At 65.8% G+C, this 15,096-nt stretch carries 16 protein-coding genes; 9 read left to right on the plus strand and 7 right to left on the minus strand.

The features are described from left to right. Positions 1-275: 275 nt before the first annotated feature. From aroA to aroC, 3 genes are all read left to right on the plus strand, one after another. A complete protein-coding gene (aroA, locus tag ACSC1R_RS12705; protein WP_439026106.1) occupies positions 276-1,556 on the plus strand; it encodes a 3-phosphoshikimate 1-carboxyvinyltransferase in 1,281 nt (426 codons plus the stop codon). Positions 1,557-1,658: 102 nt separating this feature from the next. After that, complete coding sequence (locus ACSC1R_RS12710) at positions 1,659-2,894, plus strand: alkaline phosphatase family protein (protein ID WP_439026107.1); 1,236 nt, start codon at positions 1,659-1,661, stop codon at positions 2,892-2,894. Between the two features lie 269 nt (positions 2,895-3,163). Further along, on the plus strand, positions 3,164-4,309 hold the full coding sequence (gene aroC, locus ACSC1R_RS12715) for a chorismate synthase (protein WP_439026108.1): 1,146 nt from the start codon (positions 3,164-3,166) through the stop codon (positions 4,307-4,309). 24 nt (positions 4,310-4,333) lie between these two features. On the opposite strand, the gene ACSC1R_RS12720 is transcribed toward aroC, so the two are convergent. After that, complete coding sequence (locus tag ACSC1R_RS12720) at positions 4,334-4,834, minus strand: nitroreductase/quinone reductase family protein (protein WP_439026109.1); 501 nt, start codon at positions 4,832-4,834, stop codon at positions 4,334-4,336. A 97-nt stretch (positions 4,835-4,931) separates the two neighbouring features. Beyond that, a complete protein-coding gene (locus tag ACSC1R_RS12725) occupies positions 4,932-5,525 on the minus strand; it encodes a hypothetical protein (protein WP_439026110.1) in 594 nt (197 codons plus the stop codon). A 195-nt stretch (positions 5,526-5,720) separates the two neighbouring features. Here ACSC1R_RS12725 and ACSC1R_RS12730 point away from each other — a divergent pair, with 195 nt between their 5' ends. The 5 genes from ACSC1R_RS12730 (at position 5,721) to ACSC1R_RS12750 (ending at position 10,262) form a co-directional block, all read left to right on the plus strand. Further along, positions 5,721-7,631 carry a 2-oxoacid:acceptor oxidoreductase subunit alpha gene (locus tag ACSC1R_RS12730; protein WP_439026111.1) on the plus strand — a complete coding sequence of 637 codons (1,911 nt, stop codon included), beginning with the start codon at positions 5,721-5,723 and terminating at the stop codon, positions 7,629-7,631. 3 nt (positions 7,632-7,634) lie between these two features. Next, positions 7,635-8,570: a thiamine pyrophosphate-dependent enzyme gene (locus ACSC1R_RS12735; protein ID WP_439026112.1), complete on the plus strand. Its 936-nt coding sequence runs from the start codon at positions 7,635-7,637 to the stop codon at positions 8,568-8,570. Between the two features lie 87 nt (positions 8,571-8,657). Beyond that, positions 8,658-9,086, plus strand: a complete 429-nt coding sequence (gene lrpA1 / locus ACSC1R_RS12740; protein WP_439026113.1) for an HTH-type transcriptional regulator LrpA1 — start codon at positions 8,658-8,660, stop codon at positions 9,084-9,086. 72 nt (positions 9,087-9,158) lie between these two features. Beyond that, a complete protein-coding gene (locus ACSC1R_RS12745; RefSeq protein WP_439026114.1) occupies positions 9,159-9,641 on the plus strand; it encodes an SRPBCC family protein in 483 nt (160 codons plus the stop codon). A gap of 66 nt (positions 9,642-9,707) precedes the next feature. Then, on the plus strand, positions 9,708-10,262 hold the full coding sequence (locus tag ACSC1R_RS12750; protein WP_439026115.1) for an NAD(P)/FAD-dependent oxidoreductase: 555 nt from the start codon (positions 9,708-9,710) through the stop codon (positions 10,260-10,262). A 19-nt stretch (positions 10,263-10,281) separates the two neighbouring features. On the opposite strand, the gene ACSC1R_RS12755 is transcribed toward ACSC1R_RS12750, so the two are convergent. Further along, positions 10,282-11,139, minus strand: coding sequence for a DMT family transporter (locus ACSC1R_RS12755; protein ID WP_439026116.1), 858 nt, complete (start codon positions 11,137-11,139; stop codon positions 10,282-10,284). Positions 11,140-11,236: 97 nt separating this feature from the next. Between ACSC1R_RS12755 and ACSC1R_RS12760 the strand changes: the two genes are divergently transcribed. Beyond that, positions 11,237-12,184: a DMT family transporter gene (locus tag ACSC1R_RS12760; protein WP_439026117.1), complete on the plus strand. Its 948-nt coding sequence runs from the start codon at positions 11,237-11,239 to the stop codon at positions 12,182-12,184. Here ACSC1R_RS12760 and queC read toward each other — a convergent pair. Genes queC through ACSC1R_RS12780 form a run of 4 tightly spaced genes read right to left on the minus strand, consistent with a single transcriptional unit; the run spans position 12,163 to position 15,040 of the window. Next, a complete protein-coding gene (queC, locus tag ACSC1R_RS12765; protein WP_439026118.1) occupies positions 12,163-12,906 on the minus strand; it encodes a 7-cyano-7-deazaguanine synthase QueC in 744 nt (247 codons plus the stop codon). The genes ACSC1R_RS12760 and queC overlap by 22 nt on opposite strands. 9 nt (positions 12,907-12,915) lie before the next feature. Further along, positions 12,916-13,773 (minus strand): RNA ligase family protein, encoded by an 858-nt coding sequence (locus ACSC1R_RS12770; protein ID WP_439026119.1) that lies wholly within the window; start codon positions 13,771-13,773, stop codon positions 12,916-12,918. 12 nt (positions 13,774-13,785) lie between these two features. Beyond that, entirely contained in the window at positions 13,786-14,571 is a 786-nt protein-coding gene (locus ACSC1R_RS12775) for a 7-carboxy-7-deazaguanine synthase QueE (RefSeq protein WP_439026120.1), read from the minus strand. A gap of 1 nt (position 14,572) precedes the next feature. After that, positions 14,573-15,040 (minus strand): 6-pyruvoyl trahydropterin synthase family protein, encoded by a 468-nt coding sequence (locus tag ACSC1R_RS12780; RefSeq protein ID WP_439026121.1) that lies wholly within the window; start codon positions 15,038-15,040, stop codon positions 14,573-14,575. Between the last annotated feature and the right edge of the window lie 56 nt (positions 15,041-15,096).

The following is a 15,096-nucleotide window of genomic DNA, read 5'->3' on the forward strand; positions in this document are numbered from 1 at the left end:
GACATCGTGTCGAGTGAGCAAAGCTAAGGTCACATTAGCGAACGTTCAGCATTACCGACCAGTTAGTCCGTCTCGCTGTTGAGACGACCACGCCGAGGTAGCCACCTCGAAACGGCAGTCCGGACCTGTCCGCAGTCACGACAATACACGAGTAGGCGGCTACCCGTCACACGGCGACCGTCTGCCTCTCGGGATACCACCTGTCAGACAGCGAGCCACACCGAAATGTCGCCGCTACCGGGACGCCTTTGCCACGACCGGCAGTCGGCTCTCGTATGGACGTCTCTCTCTCGCAGTCGACGGTCCGGGGTACTGCCCGCGCCCCATCCTCGAAGAGTTACACGCACCGAGCCATCCTCGCGGCCGGCTACGCCAGTGAGGCGGTGGTTCGCGACCCGCTACTCAGTGCAGACACACGCGCCACGATGCGCGCCGTCGAGGGATTCGGTGGCACGGTCGTCCGAGATGGTGACGACCTCCACGTAACTGGGTTCGATGGCCGACCGGACGTTCCGGACGACGTCTTGAACTGTGAGAACAGCGGGACGACGACGCGGCTGGTGACCGCCACATCCGGCCTCGCCGACGGTATCACCGTCTTGACCGGCGACGAGTCGCTCCGGTCCCGTCCGCAGGGTCCCTTACTGGAGGCGCTCGACGACCTCGGCGGACGAGCCGAGAGCACGCGCGGAAACGGTCAGGCTCCACTCGTCGTGAAAGGTCCAATCGAGGGTGACTCCGTCACCATCCCGGGCGACGTCTCCTCGCAGTACATCACGGCACTGTTGATGGCTGGTGCGGTAACCGAGGAAGGAATCGACGTCGAGCTCGAAACCGAACTCAAGTCGGCTCCGTACGTCCAGATTACGCTGGACGTACTGGAGTCGTTCGGTGTGGAGGCCACGCAGACGGACGACGGGTTCAGCGTTCCGGGTGGGCAAACGTACGACCCAGACGGCGAGTACGCGGTGCCCGGTGACTTCTCCTCGATCTCGTACCTGCTCGGTGCAGGTGCGGTCGCTGCCGACGGCGACCTGGTCGTCGAGGGTGCCCAGCCGAGCGCGCAGGGTGACACTGCCATCGTCGACATCGTCGAACGGATGGGTGCCGACGTGGACTGGGACCGTGAAGAAGGGACGATTACGGTCGAACGGTCGGCGCTCTCGGGTGTCACGGTCGACGTGGGAGACACGCCGGACCTCCTGCCGACCATCGCTTCGCTCGGGGCCATCGCCGACGGGGAGACACGCATCGTGAACGCAGAGCACGTCCGATACAAGGAGACCGACCGAGTGGCCGCGATGGCGGAGGAACTGACGAAACTCGGCGCGAAGGTGACCGAGTACGAGGACCAGCTCGTTGTCCACGGGGACGAGTCTGACCTCGTCGGCACGACCGTCGACGGCTACGGCGACCACCGCATCGTGATGGCGCTCTCGCTCGTCGGTCTCGTCGCCGACGGCGAGACGACCATTCAGGGGGGCGAACACGTGGACGTCTCGTTCCCCGACTTCTTCGACGTGCTCTACGAACTGGGCGCTGACGTTCGCCGGTAACCGGCGGTCGCTGACGGTCGCGGGTAACCGGCGGTCGCTGACGGTCGCGATACTTCTATCGCACCAGTACCATCTTTTCGGGGGCGGGTGTACACTTCGCTCATGCTTCGGACCGCCGTCGCAGCCGACATTCGTGACGAGTTCCTCGAAGACGGGTACCTCTTCCCGGACTACGACGGATACTGCTTCGGAAACCTTCCCCACAGCGTCACCTCGCTATTCGGCGCCGACACTGGTCGGACGCTTCCGGCGGACGTGTTGGCTGGCGTCGACACCGACGTCGAAAATGTGCTCGTCGTCCTCGTCGACGGGTTCGGCTGGTCGCAGTGGCAGCGCGAGCGCGAACACCACGAGTTTCTGGCGACCCTGAGTGAGCGGGCGAGAGTGACGCCGCTGACCACCATCTACCCGAGCGAGACTGCCGCGGCTATCAATACCTTCCATACGGGGGCGTTACCCGCCCAACACGGCGTCGTCGGCTGGAACGTGTACGACCCGGTCGCGAAGCGACCGTTCGCCGCGCTTCCGTTCCAGCACAAGGACGGGAGTCGGCCGGATATTCCGCGTGCTTCTGTCGCCGACGCGGACTCGCTCTACCCGACGCTCGCGGCGGCTGGTGTCGACGCACACCACGTCGTTCCGTTCCCGTCAGTGCCCGACGGGGTGACGAGACACCGGTACGACTCGCTCGACGACGTGCCGGCGCTGTTGTCCGAGGCGTTCGAGGCGGCCGACGGGCCAGCGTACCACTACCTCTACCTGCCGCAGGTCGACCACGAGTCACACCACACCGGTACGCAGTTGGCGGGATACCGCGAGACCGTCGGCGAGGTGTTCGAGACGGTCGCGCGGGCGCTCGCTGGATTGCACGAGGAGACGGCACGCGAGACGCTGTTGCTGGTGACGGCGGACCACGGGCACGTCGATACGGACCCCGACCGGAACGTCGACCTCGACGAGTTCGGGTGGCTCCTCGAGGCACTGGCGCGGGACGCTGATGGCGACCCCGTCCGCTTCGCTGGCAGTCCACGAAACGTCCACCTGCATCTCGGCGAGGGGGAACAGTCGTCGGTCGCGGCCCGGCTCCGCGACGGCCTCGACGCGCAGGTGTTCGACAGCGAGGCTGTGCTGGAGCGTGAACTGTTCGGGGACGTCGAGCCGTCAGAGACGTTCCAGCGGCGGCTCGGTGACCTCGTCGTCACGCACCGCGAACTCGGGGTGTGGTGGGGTGACCACGAACCCACCGAACTCGGGTTCGTCGGGATGCACGGCGGATTACACCCGGACGAGATGCTGACACAGGTGGCAGCCGTGCGGCTCTCTGCACTGCTTGAGTGATTCCTGCTGGAGTGACTCGCCGGAAGTGGGGTCGCTCGGCGGTCGTCGAATGGCGAACAGGCGACACGGGTTCTCGGGTGACTGGGGGACCCGCCCCGATGGGTTCCGGCACGATGTGTCGCGCAATCGCTGGGCGTGCAGGGCGATTTACGGGGGGACACGGGTGTTGGCCGCGCCCTCTCACTTGAACCCCGGGAGGGAAGCGGGACGAACAGTCGCTTCTTGCACCTTGTACAACACCTAAATCCCCGGGAACCGGAAACGAGGGTATGAACGGGAACCGGTTCGGTCGGCTCTTCCAGATATCGACGTTCGGCGAGAGCCACGGTGAGGCGATGGGCGTGACGGTTTCGGGCTGTCCCGCCGGCCTCGAACTCGACGAGGACGACATCCAGCGAGAGCTCGACCGACGCAAGCCAGGCCAGTCGATGATAACCACGAGTCGGGGCGAACCCGACGCGGTCTCCATCAAGTCCGGACTCCAGGATGGCTACACGACGGGGACCCCCATCGGGATGGTCATCGAGAACAAGGACGCACAGTCCGGCAAGTACGAACCCTTCATCACCGCCCCCCGGCCGAGCCACGGGGACTTCACCTACTCGGCGAAGTTCGGGACGCGCAACTGGGGTGGCGGCGGCCGTTCCTCGGCTCGCGAGACGGTGAACTGGGTCGCCGCGGGAGCAATCGCGCAAAAACTCCTGGCCCAGGAGGGGGTCGAGATAAAGGCCCACGTCAACCAGATCGGTGACATCGAAGCACCCGAGGTGACGTGGGACGAGATGCTCGAACACACCGAGGAGAACGAGGTCCGCTGTGCCCACCCGGCGACGGCCGAGAAGATGCGCGACCGTATCAACGAGTACCAGAAGGAGGGCGACTCCATCGGCGGGAGCATCTACTTCGAGGTCCGTGGCGCGCCCCGCGGCCTCGGCGCACCCCGGTTCGACTCGCTCTCTGCTCGACTCGGACAGGCCATGATGGCGGTCCCGGCGACGACCGCGTTCGAGTTCGGCCTCGGTCGCGAGGCCCGTCGCTACACGGGGAGCGAACGCAACGACGACTGGGAGTTCGGCCCCGGCGGCGACCCGAAACCGGTCGAGAACGACCACGGCGGCATCCAGGGCGGTATCAGCACCGGTGAACCCATCTACGGGGAGGTGACCCTGCACGCGCCGACGTCCATCCCGAAGAAACAGAAGACGGTGGACTGGGAGACCGGTGAGGAGGTCGAGGCACAGGTCATCGGTCGCCACGACCCCGTGCTACCCCCGCGCGGTGTGCCCGTTGTCGAAGCGATGCTGGCCCTGACGCTCGTCGACTTCATGCTCCTGGGTGGGCAAATCAACCCGGACCGCGTCGACGGGAAGGTCGGCGAGTACGATACCGACTACCACCCGTCCCGCCCGCGGTGACAGGGCCGTCGGCTGTCGGTCGGGTCAGTCCGCGTCGAGGAGTGTGATACGGAGCAACACCGTGTCGGTGACCGCCGGAACGAGTTCTCCGACGGTCGGGAGACGGTGTCCTTCGATTCTGAGCCCGAGCAGTCGGGCGTTGGCAGGTCGTTCCACCAGCCTCGCGCGGGCGAAGGCCGCCACCGCTTTCTCGTCTGGGACGGCTGTCGCGATGCCCTGGACGGTCCGGCCGCGGAGTCGGAGTTCGACTTCCCGACCCCCCTCGAAGTTCTTCCACCAGTCCGACCGGGTGATGATGGCGACGTCGTACCCATCGTCGACCTCCCAGTAGGTGACCGGAATCGAGTACGCGCGGCCCGTCTTGCGGCCGGTGAACCGGAGGAGACAGAAGCAGTGGCTCAGGAACACGTGGAGTGGTGAGGCCAGTAGCAGCCGAACGAGTGGATTGACGAGTTTGACGAGTGGCCGTGGCGCAGGCTCGACACGCTCGACCCGCATCGGCGACGAGGCCGTCGAGGCTGCCATGCAGAAGCTAGGTGCTGCGCGACGATAACGCGGGCCATCTCCTCTCGGGGCAGTGGTTTGTTTGCGGGGCAGTGGTGTGTTGCTTCTGACGGGTGGGTTACTTGTGTGAACTCGCGGGCACGAACGGGCCACCGATTTCGTGGTCGGACACTCCACCATCGCCGTCCCCTGGCAGGTCGATGGTCAGGAGCGCCGTCCCTTCGAGGGCTCGAAGAAAGTGCGCACGAATCGGTTCTCCTTCGCCCTCGACGAGCACGCCGAGTTTCTTCCCGGCATCCCGTCCGTACGCTGCGACGTAGTCGCGGGCGAACCGGGCGACGGAGCGTCGTCGGTCCGAGACGGTGACAGTGACCGGCTGCCAGTCGTCGTCCAGCAGGAGGTAGAGCGTCGCGCCTTCGGTGAGTGGTTCCCACCAGTCACCGTGGGCGATGACGTACAATCGGTTCTCGTTGTGTGGCAGGTGGTGGAGACCGATTCGTTTCGTCCGGGTCGTGTCAGCGACCGGGTCGGTCACGCGGGCGAGGGTCAGCGCGTCGTCGAATCGGTCGCCAAGCGAGGTCCGTAACAACAGGTTCGCGAAGGGCCCGAGCAACGCGTATCGGAACCAGCGTTCGAGTGGTCGGGTCTTCGTCACTCGAATCGGCAGGCCCGTGCCCTTCGCTCCGAGTGGGTGTCTCGTCTCCGAACTCATGCGGGAGGTACGCGATTCTGAAGCAAGAGCAGATGCTAACGCGAACGTGAGTACCGGTAGCACATATCGCGAAATTTGCAACTGGTTTCACCGTTTATCACAATTAATCCGTGCTAATGTATAGCAAAGGCTTTAGTCGCACTCTATCGAACTTTACAGCACTAAGGTCTCAGCGAGGGGCCGTGATTACCGAGCATGACTGATGACGAACTCATCTGGCGAATCGCAGGCGGTTCCGGTGACGGAATCGACTCGACGAGCCAGAATTTCGCGAAAGCCCTGATGCGTGCCGGATTGCACATCTTCACACACCGCCACTATCCGTCGCGTATCCGTGGTGGCCATACGTACGTGGAAATCCGCGCAGCGGGGCACGAGGTACAGTCACGGGGAGACGGGTACAACTTCTTGCTCGCCCTTGGCGACTCGTTCGCCCGTAACCCGAAAGAAGACGCCGTCTACGGCGACGAAGAGATCAAACCGCTCTCAGAGAACCTCGACGACCTCCGCGAAGGCGGGGTCATCGTTTACGACAGCGGCCTCTTCGACGAAGAGGACATCGAGGAACTCGACCTCGAGGCTCGCGCCGAGGAGAACGGGTGGCATCTCTACCCGTTCGACCTTCGCGGTCTCGCGAAGGAACACGGCCGCGAGGTCATGCGGAACACCGCCGGTGTCGGCCTCACTGCCGCGCTCCTCGACATGGACCTCCAGCACATCGAGGACCTCATGGAGGACGCGATGTCCGGCGACATCCTCGAGAACAATCTCGCTATCCTCGAGGAAGCCTACGAACTCGCCGAGGAAGAGTTCGACTTCGAACACGACCTCCGCGTCCCCACCGGCAGCCACGACGAGGAACAGGTCCTCGTCTCCGGGTCGAACGCCATCGCCTACGGTGCAATCGACGCCGGCTGCCGCTTCATCGCCGGCTACCCCATGACGCCGTGGACCGACGTGTTCACCATCATGTCCCAGAACCTGCCCGAGATGGGCGGCATCTCCGAGCAGGTCGAGGACGAGATCGCCGCGGCCGCACTGGCCGTCGGTGCCAGTCACGCGGGTGTCAAGGCCATGTCCGGGTCCTCCGGCGGTGGCTTCGCGCTCATGTCCGAGCCGCTCGGTCTCGCCGAGATGACCGAGACGCCGCTCGTCCTCATCGAGTCCATGCGTGCCGGTCCGTCGACCGGGATGCCGACCAAGCCCGAGCAGGGTGACCTCGAACACGTCCTGTACACGAGTCAGGGCGACTCCCAGCGCGTCGTCTTCGCGCCGGGCGACATCGAGGAGGCGTACGAGCAGACTCGAATGGCGTTCCACATCGCCTACGAGTACCAGATTCCGACCCTCATCATCTACGACCAGAAGCTCTCCGGCGAGAACAAGAACGTCGACGAGAGCTTCTTCGACCGCGAGCCCGACCCGTCCCTCGGCTCGACGCTCACGGAGGCAGAACTGGAAGAGGCGGCCCACGACGTTGCCGGGAAGTTCAAGCGCTTCCAGTCCGACCCCGACGCCACCGAGAACGGCGTCAGCCCGCGCTCGCTGCCGGGCCAGAAGGGCGGTCGCTACCTCGCCTCGGGTAACGAGCACTGGCCCTCGGGCCACATCGCCGAGGACCCGACCAACCGCGTCCTGCAGATGGACCGCCGCAAGCGCAAGCTCGAGTCCATCCGCGCAGAACTGAACGACGAACACGAGTCCCAGCAGACCTACTTCGGGCCGGAGGACGCCGACTACGGTATCATCACGTGGGGGTCCTCCCAGGGCAGCGTCGTCGAGGCAGTCGAACGCCTCAACGACGCCGGTCACTCCGTGAAAGGCATCAGCGTCTCCGACATGATGCCGTTCCCGAAGACCGAGGTCAGCGAGTTCATCGACAGCGTCGACGAGGCGATGGTCGTCGAGATGAACGCCACGGCGCAGTTCCGCGGGCTCCTGCAGAAGGAACTCGGCCGCTACGGCGAGAAGCTCTCCTCGCTGCTCAAGTACAACGGCAACCCGTTCGAGCCCGCCGAAATCGTCGAGGGCTACGAGATCAACCTCGAGGGCGGCTCCGAGGAACCGGCCGCACAGGTCAGAATCGAGCCGGCAGCAGGTGATTAGACCATGAGTGCATTCAACGCAATCGGAGAAGAACGAGAGATCGACCGCGACGAGTACACACCGACGAACGAACCCCAGCCGACGTGGTGTCCGGGGTGCGGTGACTTCGGTGTCCTCAAGGCGCTGAAGCAGGCGCTCCCGGAAGTCGGCCTGAACCCCGAGGAGGTCCTGACCGTCACGGGTATCGGCTGTTCCGGCAAGCTGAACAGCTACCTCGACGGCTACGGTTTCCACACCATCCACGGCCGCTCGCTGCCGGTCGCCCGTGCCGCCAAGCTCGCCAACGACGGCCTCGAAGTCATCGCCGCCGGCGGTGACGGTGACGGCTACGGTATCGGCGGGAACCACTTCATGCACACCGCCCGGGAGAACCACGACATGACCTACATCGTGTTCAACAACGAGGTCTTCGGCCTGACGAAGGGTCAGACCTCGCCCACCTCCCCGAAGGGCCACAAGTCGAAGACGACGCCGCACGGCAACACGAAGTCGCCGATTCGGCCGCTCTCGCTGGCCCTGACCTCCGGTGCGACGTACATCGCCCGCACCGCCGCGGTCAACCCGAACCAGGCCAAGGAGATAATCAAGGAGGCCATCGAGCACGACGGGTTCGCCCACGTCGACTTCCTGACCCAGTGCCCGACCTGGAACAAGGACGCCCGCCAGTACGTCCCCTACATCGACATCCAGGACTCCGACGACTACGAGCACGACATCCACGACCGCGAGGAGGCCTCGCGCATGATGTTCGAGACCGAGAACAAACTCTACGAGGGCGAGGTCCTCACCGGTCGCTACTACGTCGACGACGAGGCCGAGTCCTACCAGGCACAGAAGAAGGCCATCGGCGAGATGCCCGAAGAGCCGCTCGCGGAGCGCTACTTCGACGACGACTACGAGTGGGAGCGTAGCTACGACCTGCTCGAGCGCCACAAGTAACTCGCCGACCACGCCGGTCGTCTCGCAACGCGAGAACCGGTTCACGGATTCAAAAGATATTTTTCTGCCTGCGAAAATCCTTAGGGTATGAGCACGCAGTCGACGGCCGACCGTATCCTCTCTGTTCTCGAAGAGGATGCCCAGGCCTCTTATGCGGAGATAGCGGACCGGGCGGACGTCTCGAAACCGACGGTCAGAAAGTACATCCGACAGCTCGAAGAGGAGGGCGTCATCGTCGGCTATTCGGCAGACGTGGACCCGAAGAAGCTCTCCAGCCAGTCCATCGCGCTGGTCGGTATCGACGTCGACAGTGGAAGCTACGTCGAGACGACGCGCACCCTGAAAGAACTCGACTCGGTCGAGTCGCTGTACACCTCTAGCGGCGACCACATGCTGATGGCCGAGGTTCGCGCGGCCGACGGCGACGCGCTCGGTGACGTCATCCACGACGAGATACTCGGCATCGAGGGTGTGACGGCTGCCCACCCCTCGTTCCTGCAGGAACGCCTGAAGTAGCGACCAGGTCGCCCCGCTACCTCCGCTTCCGCATCCCGCGTCCTTTTTGCGGTACTCTCCTTACTTTCGGCCATGCCCGTCTACCAGCGCGAGACCGTCGTCCGCGCGCCCTTCGAGAGGGTCTGGGAGTTTCACTCGAAGGTCTCCGGTCTCGAAGCCCTCACGCCCGACTGGATGCACCTCCGCATCGAGTCGGTCACGGGGCCGGCCGGCGAGTCCGACCCGGGAACACTCGATGCCGGGTCAGAGATAGCGATGTCGATGCGCCCGTTGAACGTCGGTCCTCGGCAGCGCTGGACCTCCGTCATCACGGACCGTCACGAGGAGGACGGCGCGGCGTACTTCCGCGACGAGATGCGTGGCGGGCCCTTCCGCCGGTGGGTGCACACCCACAGTTTCTATGCGACCGACGGCGGGACGAAGGTCGTCGACAGGGTCGAGTACCGGCTTCCGCTGGACGGCCTGGGTGACGCGGTCGGGCCGCTGGCGTGGGTCGGCTTCGAGCCGATGTTCCGGGCGCGCCACCGGGCGACGAAACGGCTCCTCGAACCCTGACCGAGATAGCGGCACGGGCGTCGGGGTAGCACGAGTCTTTTCTGCAATCCCGTGCTACATCCTCGCATGGCACACGTAATCGTCGTCGGTGGCGGACCGGCAGGCCTGTCCGCTGCCCTGTTCACCGCGAAGAACGGCCTCGACACGACAGTCTTCGACACGGACGGGACGTGGATGCACAAAGCACATCTGTTCAACTACCTCGGTATCGAGTCCGAGGACGGGTCGGCGTTCATGGACGGCTCGCGCGAGCAGGTGGACGACTTCGGCGTCGACCGCCATCAGGGCGAGGAGGTGACCGGCGTCGAGGCGACGGACGGCGGCTTCACCGTCACGACCGAGGACGACGAGTACGAGGCGGACTACGTCGTGCTCGCGACCGGTGCGAAGCGCGACCTCGCCGAAGGGCTCGGCTGTGCCTTCGATGGCGACGTGGTCGACGTCGGCGTCTCCATGGAGACCAGCGTCGAGAACGCCTACGCGACCGGCGCGATGGTCCGCGACCAGGAGTGGCAGGCCGTCATCTCGGCGGGCGACGGCGCGGCCGCCGCCCTGAACGTCCTCTCGAAGGAGAAAGGCGAGCACTTCCACGACTTCGACACGCCGGCGGACGCGGAGTAAGCGGGCGACAACCGACTTCTCACGTCTGGGCCAGCACGACTCCCGCGAGCACCAGCACCCCACCGACCACGGTCGTCACGGTGACCGGCTCGGACAGGTACACCGCCCCGAGCGCGACGGTCACGGCCGGTTCGACAGTGCTCAGCACGCTGGCCCTGCTCGCACCGACGCGTTCGATGCCCGCGAAGAAGGTGAAGATAGGGACGATGGTGGCGACGAGTGCGATGCCGACCACGACGGACCACTGTGTCGTGCTCGCGGGAACCGACAGCGTCCCGGTCAGCGTCCCGACCGCGAGGAAGGCTCCCCCTGCCGCTGGGAGGACGTGGGCTGTGAGCGTCCGGGCACCGACGGAGTCGAGCGCCATCCCACTGGCCGTGATGTAACCGGCGTAGACGACGGCCGCGGCGAGCACGATACCGACCCCGAGCGGGTCTGCCCCGGCCGGGTCCACGCCGAGGACCAGCGCGACGCCCGCGAGCGAGAGCACGAGTGCCCCGACGAGTCGAGACGTGACGGACTCGCGGCCGCTCAGGAGTGCGAGACACACCACGAAGGCGGGGTAGGTGTAGAGGACGATACCCGCGAGTCCCGCCGTCAGGTAACCCAACCCGACGAAGTACAGCCCGCTCATCAGGGCGTAGCCGAGGATTCCGAGCCCGAGGGCGACCGCGAGACCGCGGCCAGTGAGGAACCGGGCCTGACCGCGCACCCCGAGGACGGCCCAGACGAGCAAGCTGGCGATGAGAAAACGGAACGTGAGGAGCGTCGGCACCGTCAGGCCCGCACCATCGGCGAGTTTGCCGAAGATGCCGAGCGTGCCGAACGCTGCTGCCGACACGAGGACTAGCAGCGTGCCGGACGTCTCCTCGTCCATGTCCGGTCGAACTCGGTGGGGGTGGTAAACCCCCGCGATTCTGTTCGGGAGTGCCGATTCCGCAAGCAGTAAGCCCGGCGATTGCATCGGTGGCTCTGTGTTCGCCGGACTCGCCGCCAGAACCGACGACGTGCCGCCGTGGGTCGCCCTCGTCGTGGCCGTGCTCGCGGTCAGTACGAGCGCGCCGCTCGTCCGCCTCTCGGAGGCCCCGAGCACGGTGAAGGCGCTCTACCGCGTCGCGTTCATGACGGCCATCGTCGCCCCGCTGGCCCTGCGCCGGGGGTCCGGCGACTTCCAGCGCATCGGTCGGAAGGACCTCGTGGTCGCCCTCGTCGCCGGTGTCGCACTCGCCGCCCACTTCGCGCTGTGGTTCGTGAGCCTCGATTTGACCACTATCGCCGCCAGCGCGACCCTGGTCCAGACCCAGCCCCTGTTCGTCGCACTGGGCGGTTGGGCGATACTCGACGAGCGCGTGACGACCAAGACTGTGGTCGGTATCCTCGTCGCGGTGCTCGGCGCGTCACTGATGGGTCTCGACGCGGCCTCGAGCACGACCGCCAGTGCACCACTGCTCGGGAACGTGCTCGCGGTGGGCGCCGCGGCGATGGCCTCCGGCTACGTGCTCGCAGGGCGGTCGCTCCGCCAGCGGATTCGCGTCTTCCCGTACGTCACGGTCGTCTACGCGGCCTGTACCGTGGTCCTGTTCGGTGTGGTGCTGGTGCAGGGTCACGACCTGCTCGCCTATCCGCCACGGGAGTGGGTGCTGTTCCTCGCGATGGCGGTCGGGCCAGGCATCTTCGGGCACACCGTCGTCAACTGGGTGCTCGAACGGGTCGAGTCGTGGGTCGTCAGCGTCTCCCTGCTCGGTGAGCCAGTCGGGAGCGCTCTGCTCGCGCTGGCGCTCTTTGCGGAGGTTCCAGGGCTGCTCACGCTCGCGGGCGGGGCAGTCGTGCTCGCTGGTATCGGGGTGACAGTGTGGTCGCGGGAGGCCGACGCGGCGGAAGACGGGAAAACAGAGGGCGGTCAGTCGTCCGAGTCCGCGTAGTTCGGGCGCTCGGCGTACTCGATGGGGTCGCGCACCCCGACGTTCTGGAACGCCTCCAGTCTGAAGGCACACGAGTCACACGTCCCGCAGGCTGGCTCGTTCGCCCGGTAGCAGCTCCAGGTGTGCTCGTAGGGGACGTCGAGTTCGACGCCACGGCGGGCGATGTCGGTCTTCGACCACTCGACGAACGGGGCCTCGATGCTGATGTCGGTCTCGGGTTTCGTCCCCACGTCGACCAACTTCTCGAACGCCTCGAAGAACGCGGGCCGGCAGTCGGGGTAGCCCGCGAAGTCCTCGGAATGCGCGCCGATGAAGACGGCCTCACAGTCGTTCGCTTCGGCGTAGGAGACCGCCATCGAGAGCAAGTTCGCGTTCCGGAACGGAACGTACGAGGACGGAATCTCGTCGCTGTCGGGGTCGGCGTCGTCGACGTCGATGTCGTCGTCGGTCAGCGAGGACGCGCCGATTTTCGCGAGGTGACTCGTCTCGATGTGGAGGAAGTCCGCCGCGTCGATCTCGTCGGCGAGCTGGCGGGCGCACTCGTACTCGCGGGCCTCGGTGTTCTGGCCGTAGGAGGTGTGGAGCAAGTAGAGGTCGTAGCCCCGCGATTTCGCCTCGTAGGCGGCGGTCGCGGAGTCCATCCCGCCGGAGGCGAGGACGACGGCGCGCTTTTCGTCGTGGTCGGTGGTCGATTCGTCGGTCGGTGTGGTGTCGGATGACATGGGTGGTACTCAGTCTGTGTCAGTGTCGATGCGATTCAGCAAGGTCTGAACACGGCCGGCGACTGCCGAACGGACGGTCGCCGTGTCGACTGTGCTCTCGTGGTGCGTGATGCGGCCGTACTCGGCGCGGAAGACGCGGTCGACGACGCGCTGGTGGACGGTTTCGGACCGTGGCGGGCTGCCGCCTGCGCGGTCGGTCAGGTCGCGGACGATGCGGCGGACCATCCCCTCGGTGACGACGCGCTCGGCGAACTCGTCGGCGGTGGCGTCGACCGGGGCCGGGCCATCCTGCAGGTCGACGCGGTCGGCCTGGATGGTCGCCCGCAGGCCGCGCTTGTTCTTCACGACGACGCCCGCGGCGGGGCCGTCGTACCAGGCGGAGTCCGGTACCTCGTAGCCCCCGGGGTCGAAGTGTTTCGCCGGGACCTCGCGGTCGAAGGTGTTCACCGCCACCAGGCCGATTCCCTCGACGACCTTCTCGGCGAGGTCGGGGGGAAGGAAGGCGTCGCGGTCGGCCCGCCAGACGTCGAACCCGACGAAGCTCGGAACGCGGTCCCAGTCGTAGTCGATGGTCTGGCGGTGCATCGCCACGCCGTAGACGACGAGGTCGCCCGCGCTGTCGACGGCCTCCTGCAGGGCGGCGCGGTCGACGGTCTCGCGGACGTATCGAACCGCGTGGCCGTACTGTTCCGGAATCTCGCCGTCTGGCCAGACGCGGGTCCGGTCACCGAAGTCGAGGACACCGGTGTCCCGCAGGGTGAACCGGAGATGGGCCCCGTCCAGTTTCTCGGTCAGCCAGAGGTGTCCCTGGGTGAACAGCTCCTCGGGGGCGTCTGCAGCGGCGGGGATGGGCGGGTAGTGGTGCATCGGTGTGGGCCGTCAGGTCTCGGGGGCGTCGTTCCAGAGGTCCACGTGCAAGCGTGGTGTGTACCGGTAGCCGTATTCCATCGCGAGTTCGGCGACGGGCTTTCGCGTCTCGGCGAGGCGGTCGCGGGTCGCACCTTCCGGCATGAGCAGTATCTCGTCGTCGCGGATGGGGCCCTGGGCAGCCGCTCGAACCTCGGCGACGAGCGATTCTATCTCGGGCATGTCCGCTGGCCCGGTGACGACGAACTTGAGCTGTCGGTCGTAGGCGTCGACCAGCCGGGCGAGCGTGTCCACGTCGATACGATTCTGTTCGTGTCGTTCGGCCCAGTCGTCGCTCTCGACGGGTTCGCCGTCGTCTCGGCTGGTCTCGGTCGTCGGCGTGCTGTTCGCCAGTTTAGGCGAGATGGATGCGAGGTCGATGGGTGCGTCGCGGTAGATGGTCCCGTTCGTCTCGACGGTGGTGTGATACCCCCGCTCGTCGAGTTCGTACAGGAGGTCGACGACGCCGTCGTGGATGAGTGGTTCGCCGCCGGTGACGACGACGTGGTCGGCCTGTTCGTGGGACTCGACCTCTGCGACGATGTCCTCGATGTCCATCCAGGCGTGGGTCGGCTCCCACGAGGTGTGGTACGAATCGCAGAACCAGCATCTGAGGTTGCAGCCGCTGGTCCGGACGAACACGCTCGGGACGCCCGCGAGGACGCCCTCGCCCTGCACCGAGTAGAACAACTCGTTGATGGGGAGGTCTCCGGCCGTCTCACCCTCGGCCTCCTGCGGTGCCTCGGTCGTGACGGGCATCTCAGAACTCGCTCCCGCCGCAGAGTTCAGCCGTCTCGGCCACCTGGACTGACACGTCGGTGACGTTGTCGGGGAGGCGCTCCATGAACTTCTGTTCGAGCAGCAGGGACATCACCTCGGCTGTCGGCGGGTGGTCGAGCACGACCAGTCCGTCTGCGTCGCCGGCCGCCTCGAACGCGTCGACCAGCGGGTCACCGTCCTCGACGAGGAACCGGTGGTCCCACTCGTCGATTATCGAGGTAATATCGCCCTTGTCGACGACCCAGCCTTCCTCGCTGAGGGTTCCGGTGACGGTGACGGCGATCTCGTAGTTGTGCCCGTGGGGGCGCGAACACTTCCCCTCGTGGTGGAGGATGCGGTGCCCTGCACTGATTCGGATGGGTCGGTCGCGGCCGACGTGGAGCGTCCGTTCGTGTCCTGTGAGGTCGCGGAGTGCCGGCTCGGTCGCGTCGAGTGCACCTGGAGTCATATCTGGATATTATCCGAGTATCACTTGAATCTGCTGATGGCCAGACTCGTCGTGAG

It is taken from the genome of Haloarchaeobius ordinarius (assembly GCF_051801355.1).
GTDB lineage: Archaea > Halobacteriota > Halobacteria > Halobacteriales > Natrialbaceae > Haloarchaeobius.

What these genes read in the sequence shown, in the direction of transcription:
- ACSC1R_RS12725 (WP_439026110.1), bottom strand. Translation starts at nt 5,525, where the DNA reads ATGAGTTCGGAGACGAGACACCCACTCGGAGCGAAGGGCACGGGCCTG.
- ACSC1R_RS12780 (WP_439026121.1), bottom strand. Translation starts at nt 15,040, where the DNA reads ATGACTCCAGGTGCACTCGACGCGACCGAGCCGGCACTCCGCGACCTC.
- ACSC1R_RS12770 (WP_439026119.1), bottom strand. Translation starts at nt 13,773, where the DNA reads ATGCACCACTACCCGCCCATCCCCGCCGCTGCAGACGCCCCCGAGGAG.
- aroC (WP_439026108.1), top strand. Translation starts at nt 3,164, where the DNA reads ATGAACGGGAACCGGTTCGGTCGGCTCTTCCAGATATCGACGTTCGGC.
- ACSC1R_RS12745 (WP_439026114.1), top strand. Translation starts at nt 9,159, where the DNA reads ATGCCCGTCTACCAGCGCGAGACCGTCGTCCGCGCGCCCTTCGAGAGG.
- ACSC1R_RS12750 (WP_439026115.1), top strand. Translation starts at nt 9,708, where the DNA reads ATGGCACACGTAATCGTCGTCGGTGGCGGACCGGCAGGCCTGTCCGCT.
- queC (WP_439026118.1), bottom strand. Translation starts at nt 12,906, where the DNA reads ATGTCATCCGACACCACACCGACCGACGAATCGACCACCGACCACGAC.
- ACSC1R_RS12755 (WP_439026116.1), bottom strand. Translation starts at nt 11,139, where the DNA reads ATGGACGAGGAGACGTCCGGCACGCTGCTAGTCCTCGTGTCGGCAGCA.
- aroA (WP_439026106.1), top strand. Translation starts at nt 276, where the DNA reads ATGGACGTCTCTCTCTCGCAGTCGACGGTCCGGGGTACTGCCCGCGCC.
- ACSC1R_RS12720 (WP_439026109.1), bottom strand. Translation starts at nt 4,834, where the DNA reads ATGGCAGCCTCGACGGCCTCGTCGCCGATGCGGGTCGAGCGTGTCGAG.
- lrpA1 (WP_439026113.1), top strand. Translation starts at nt 8,658, where the DNA reads ATGAGCACGCAGTCGACGGCCGACCGTATCCTCTCTGTTCTCGAAGAG.
- ACSC1R_RS12710 (WP_439026107.1), top strand. Translation starts at nt 1,659, where the DNA reads ATGCTTCGGACCGCCGTCGCAGCCGACATTCGTGACGAGTTCCTCGAA.
- ACSC1R_RS12730 (WP_439026111.1), top strand. Translation starts at nt 5,721, where the DNA reads ATGACTGATGACGAACTCATCTGGCGAATCGCAGGCGGTTCCGGTGAC.
- ACSC1R_RS12775 (WP_439026120.1), bottom strand. Translation starts at nt 14,571, where the DNA reads ATGCCCGTCACGACCGAGGCACCGCAGGAGGCCGAGGGTGAGACGGCC.
- ACSC1R_RS12735 (WP_439026112.1), top strand. Translation starts at nt 7,635, where the DNA reads ATGAGTGCATTCAACGCAATCGGAGAAGAACGAGAGATCGACCGCGAC.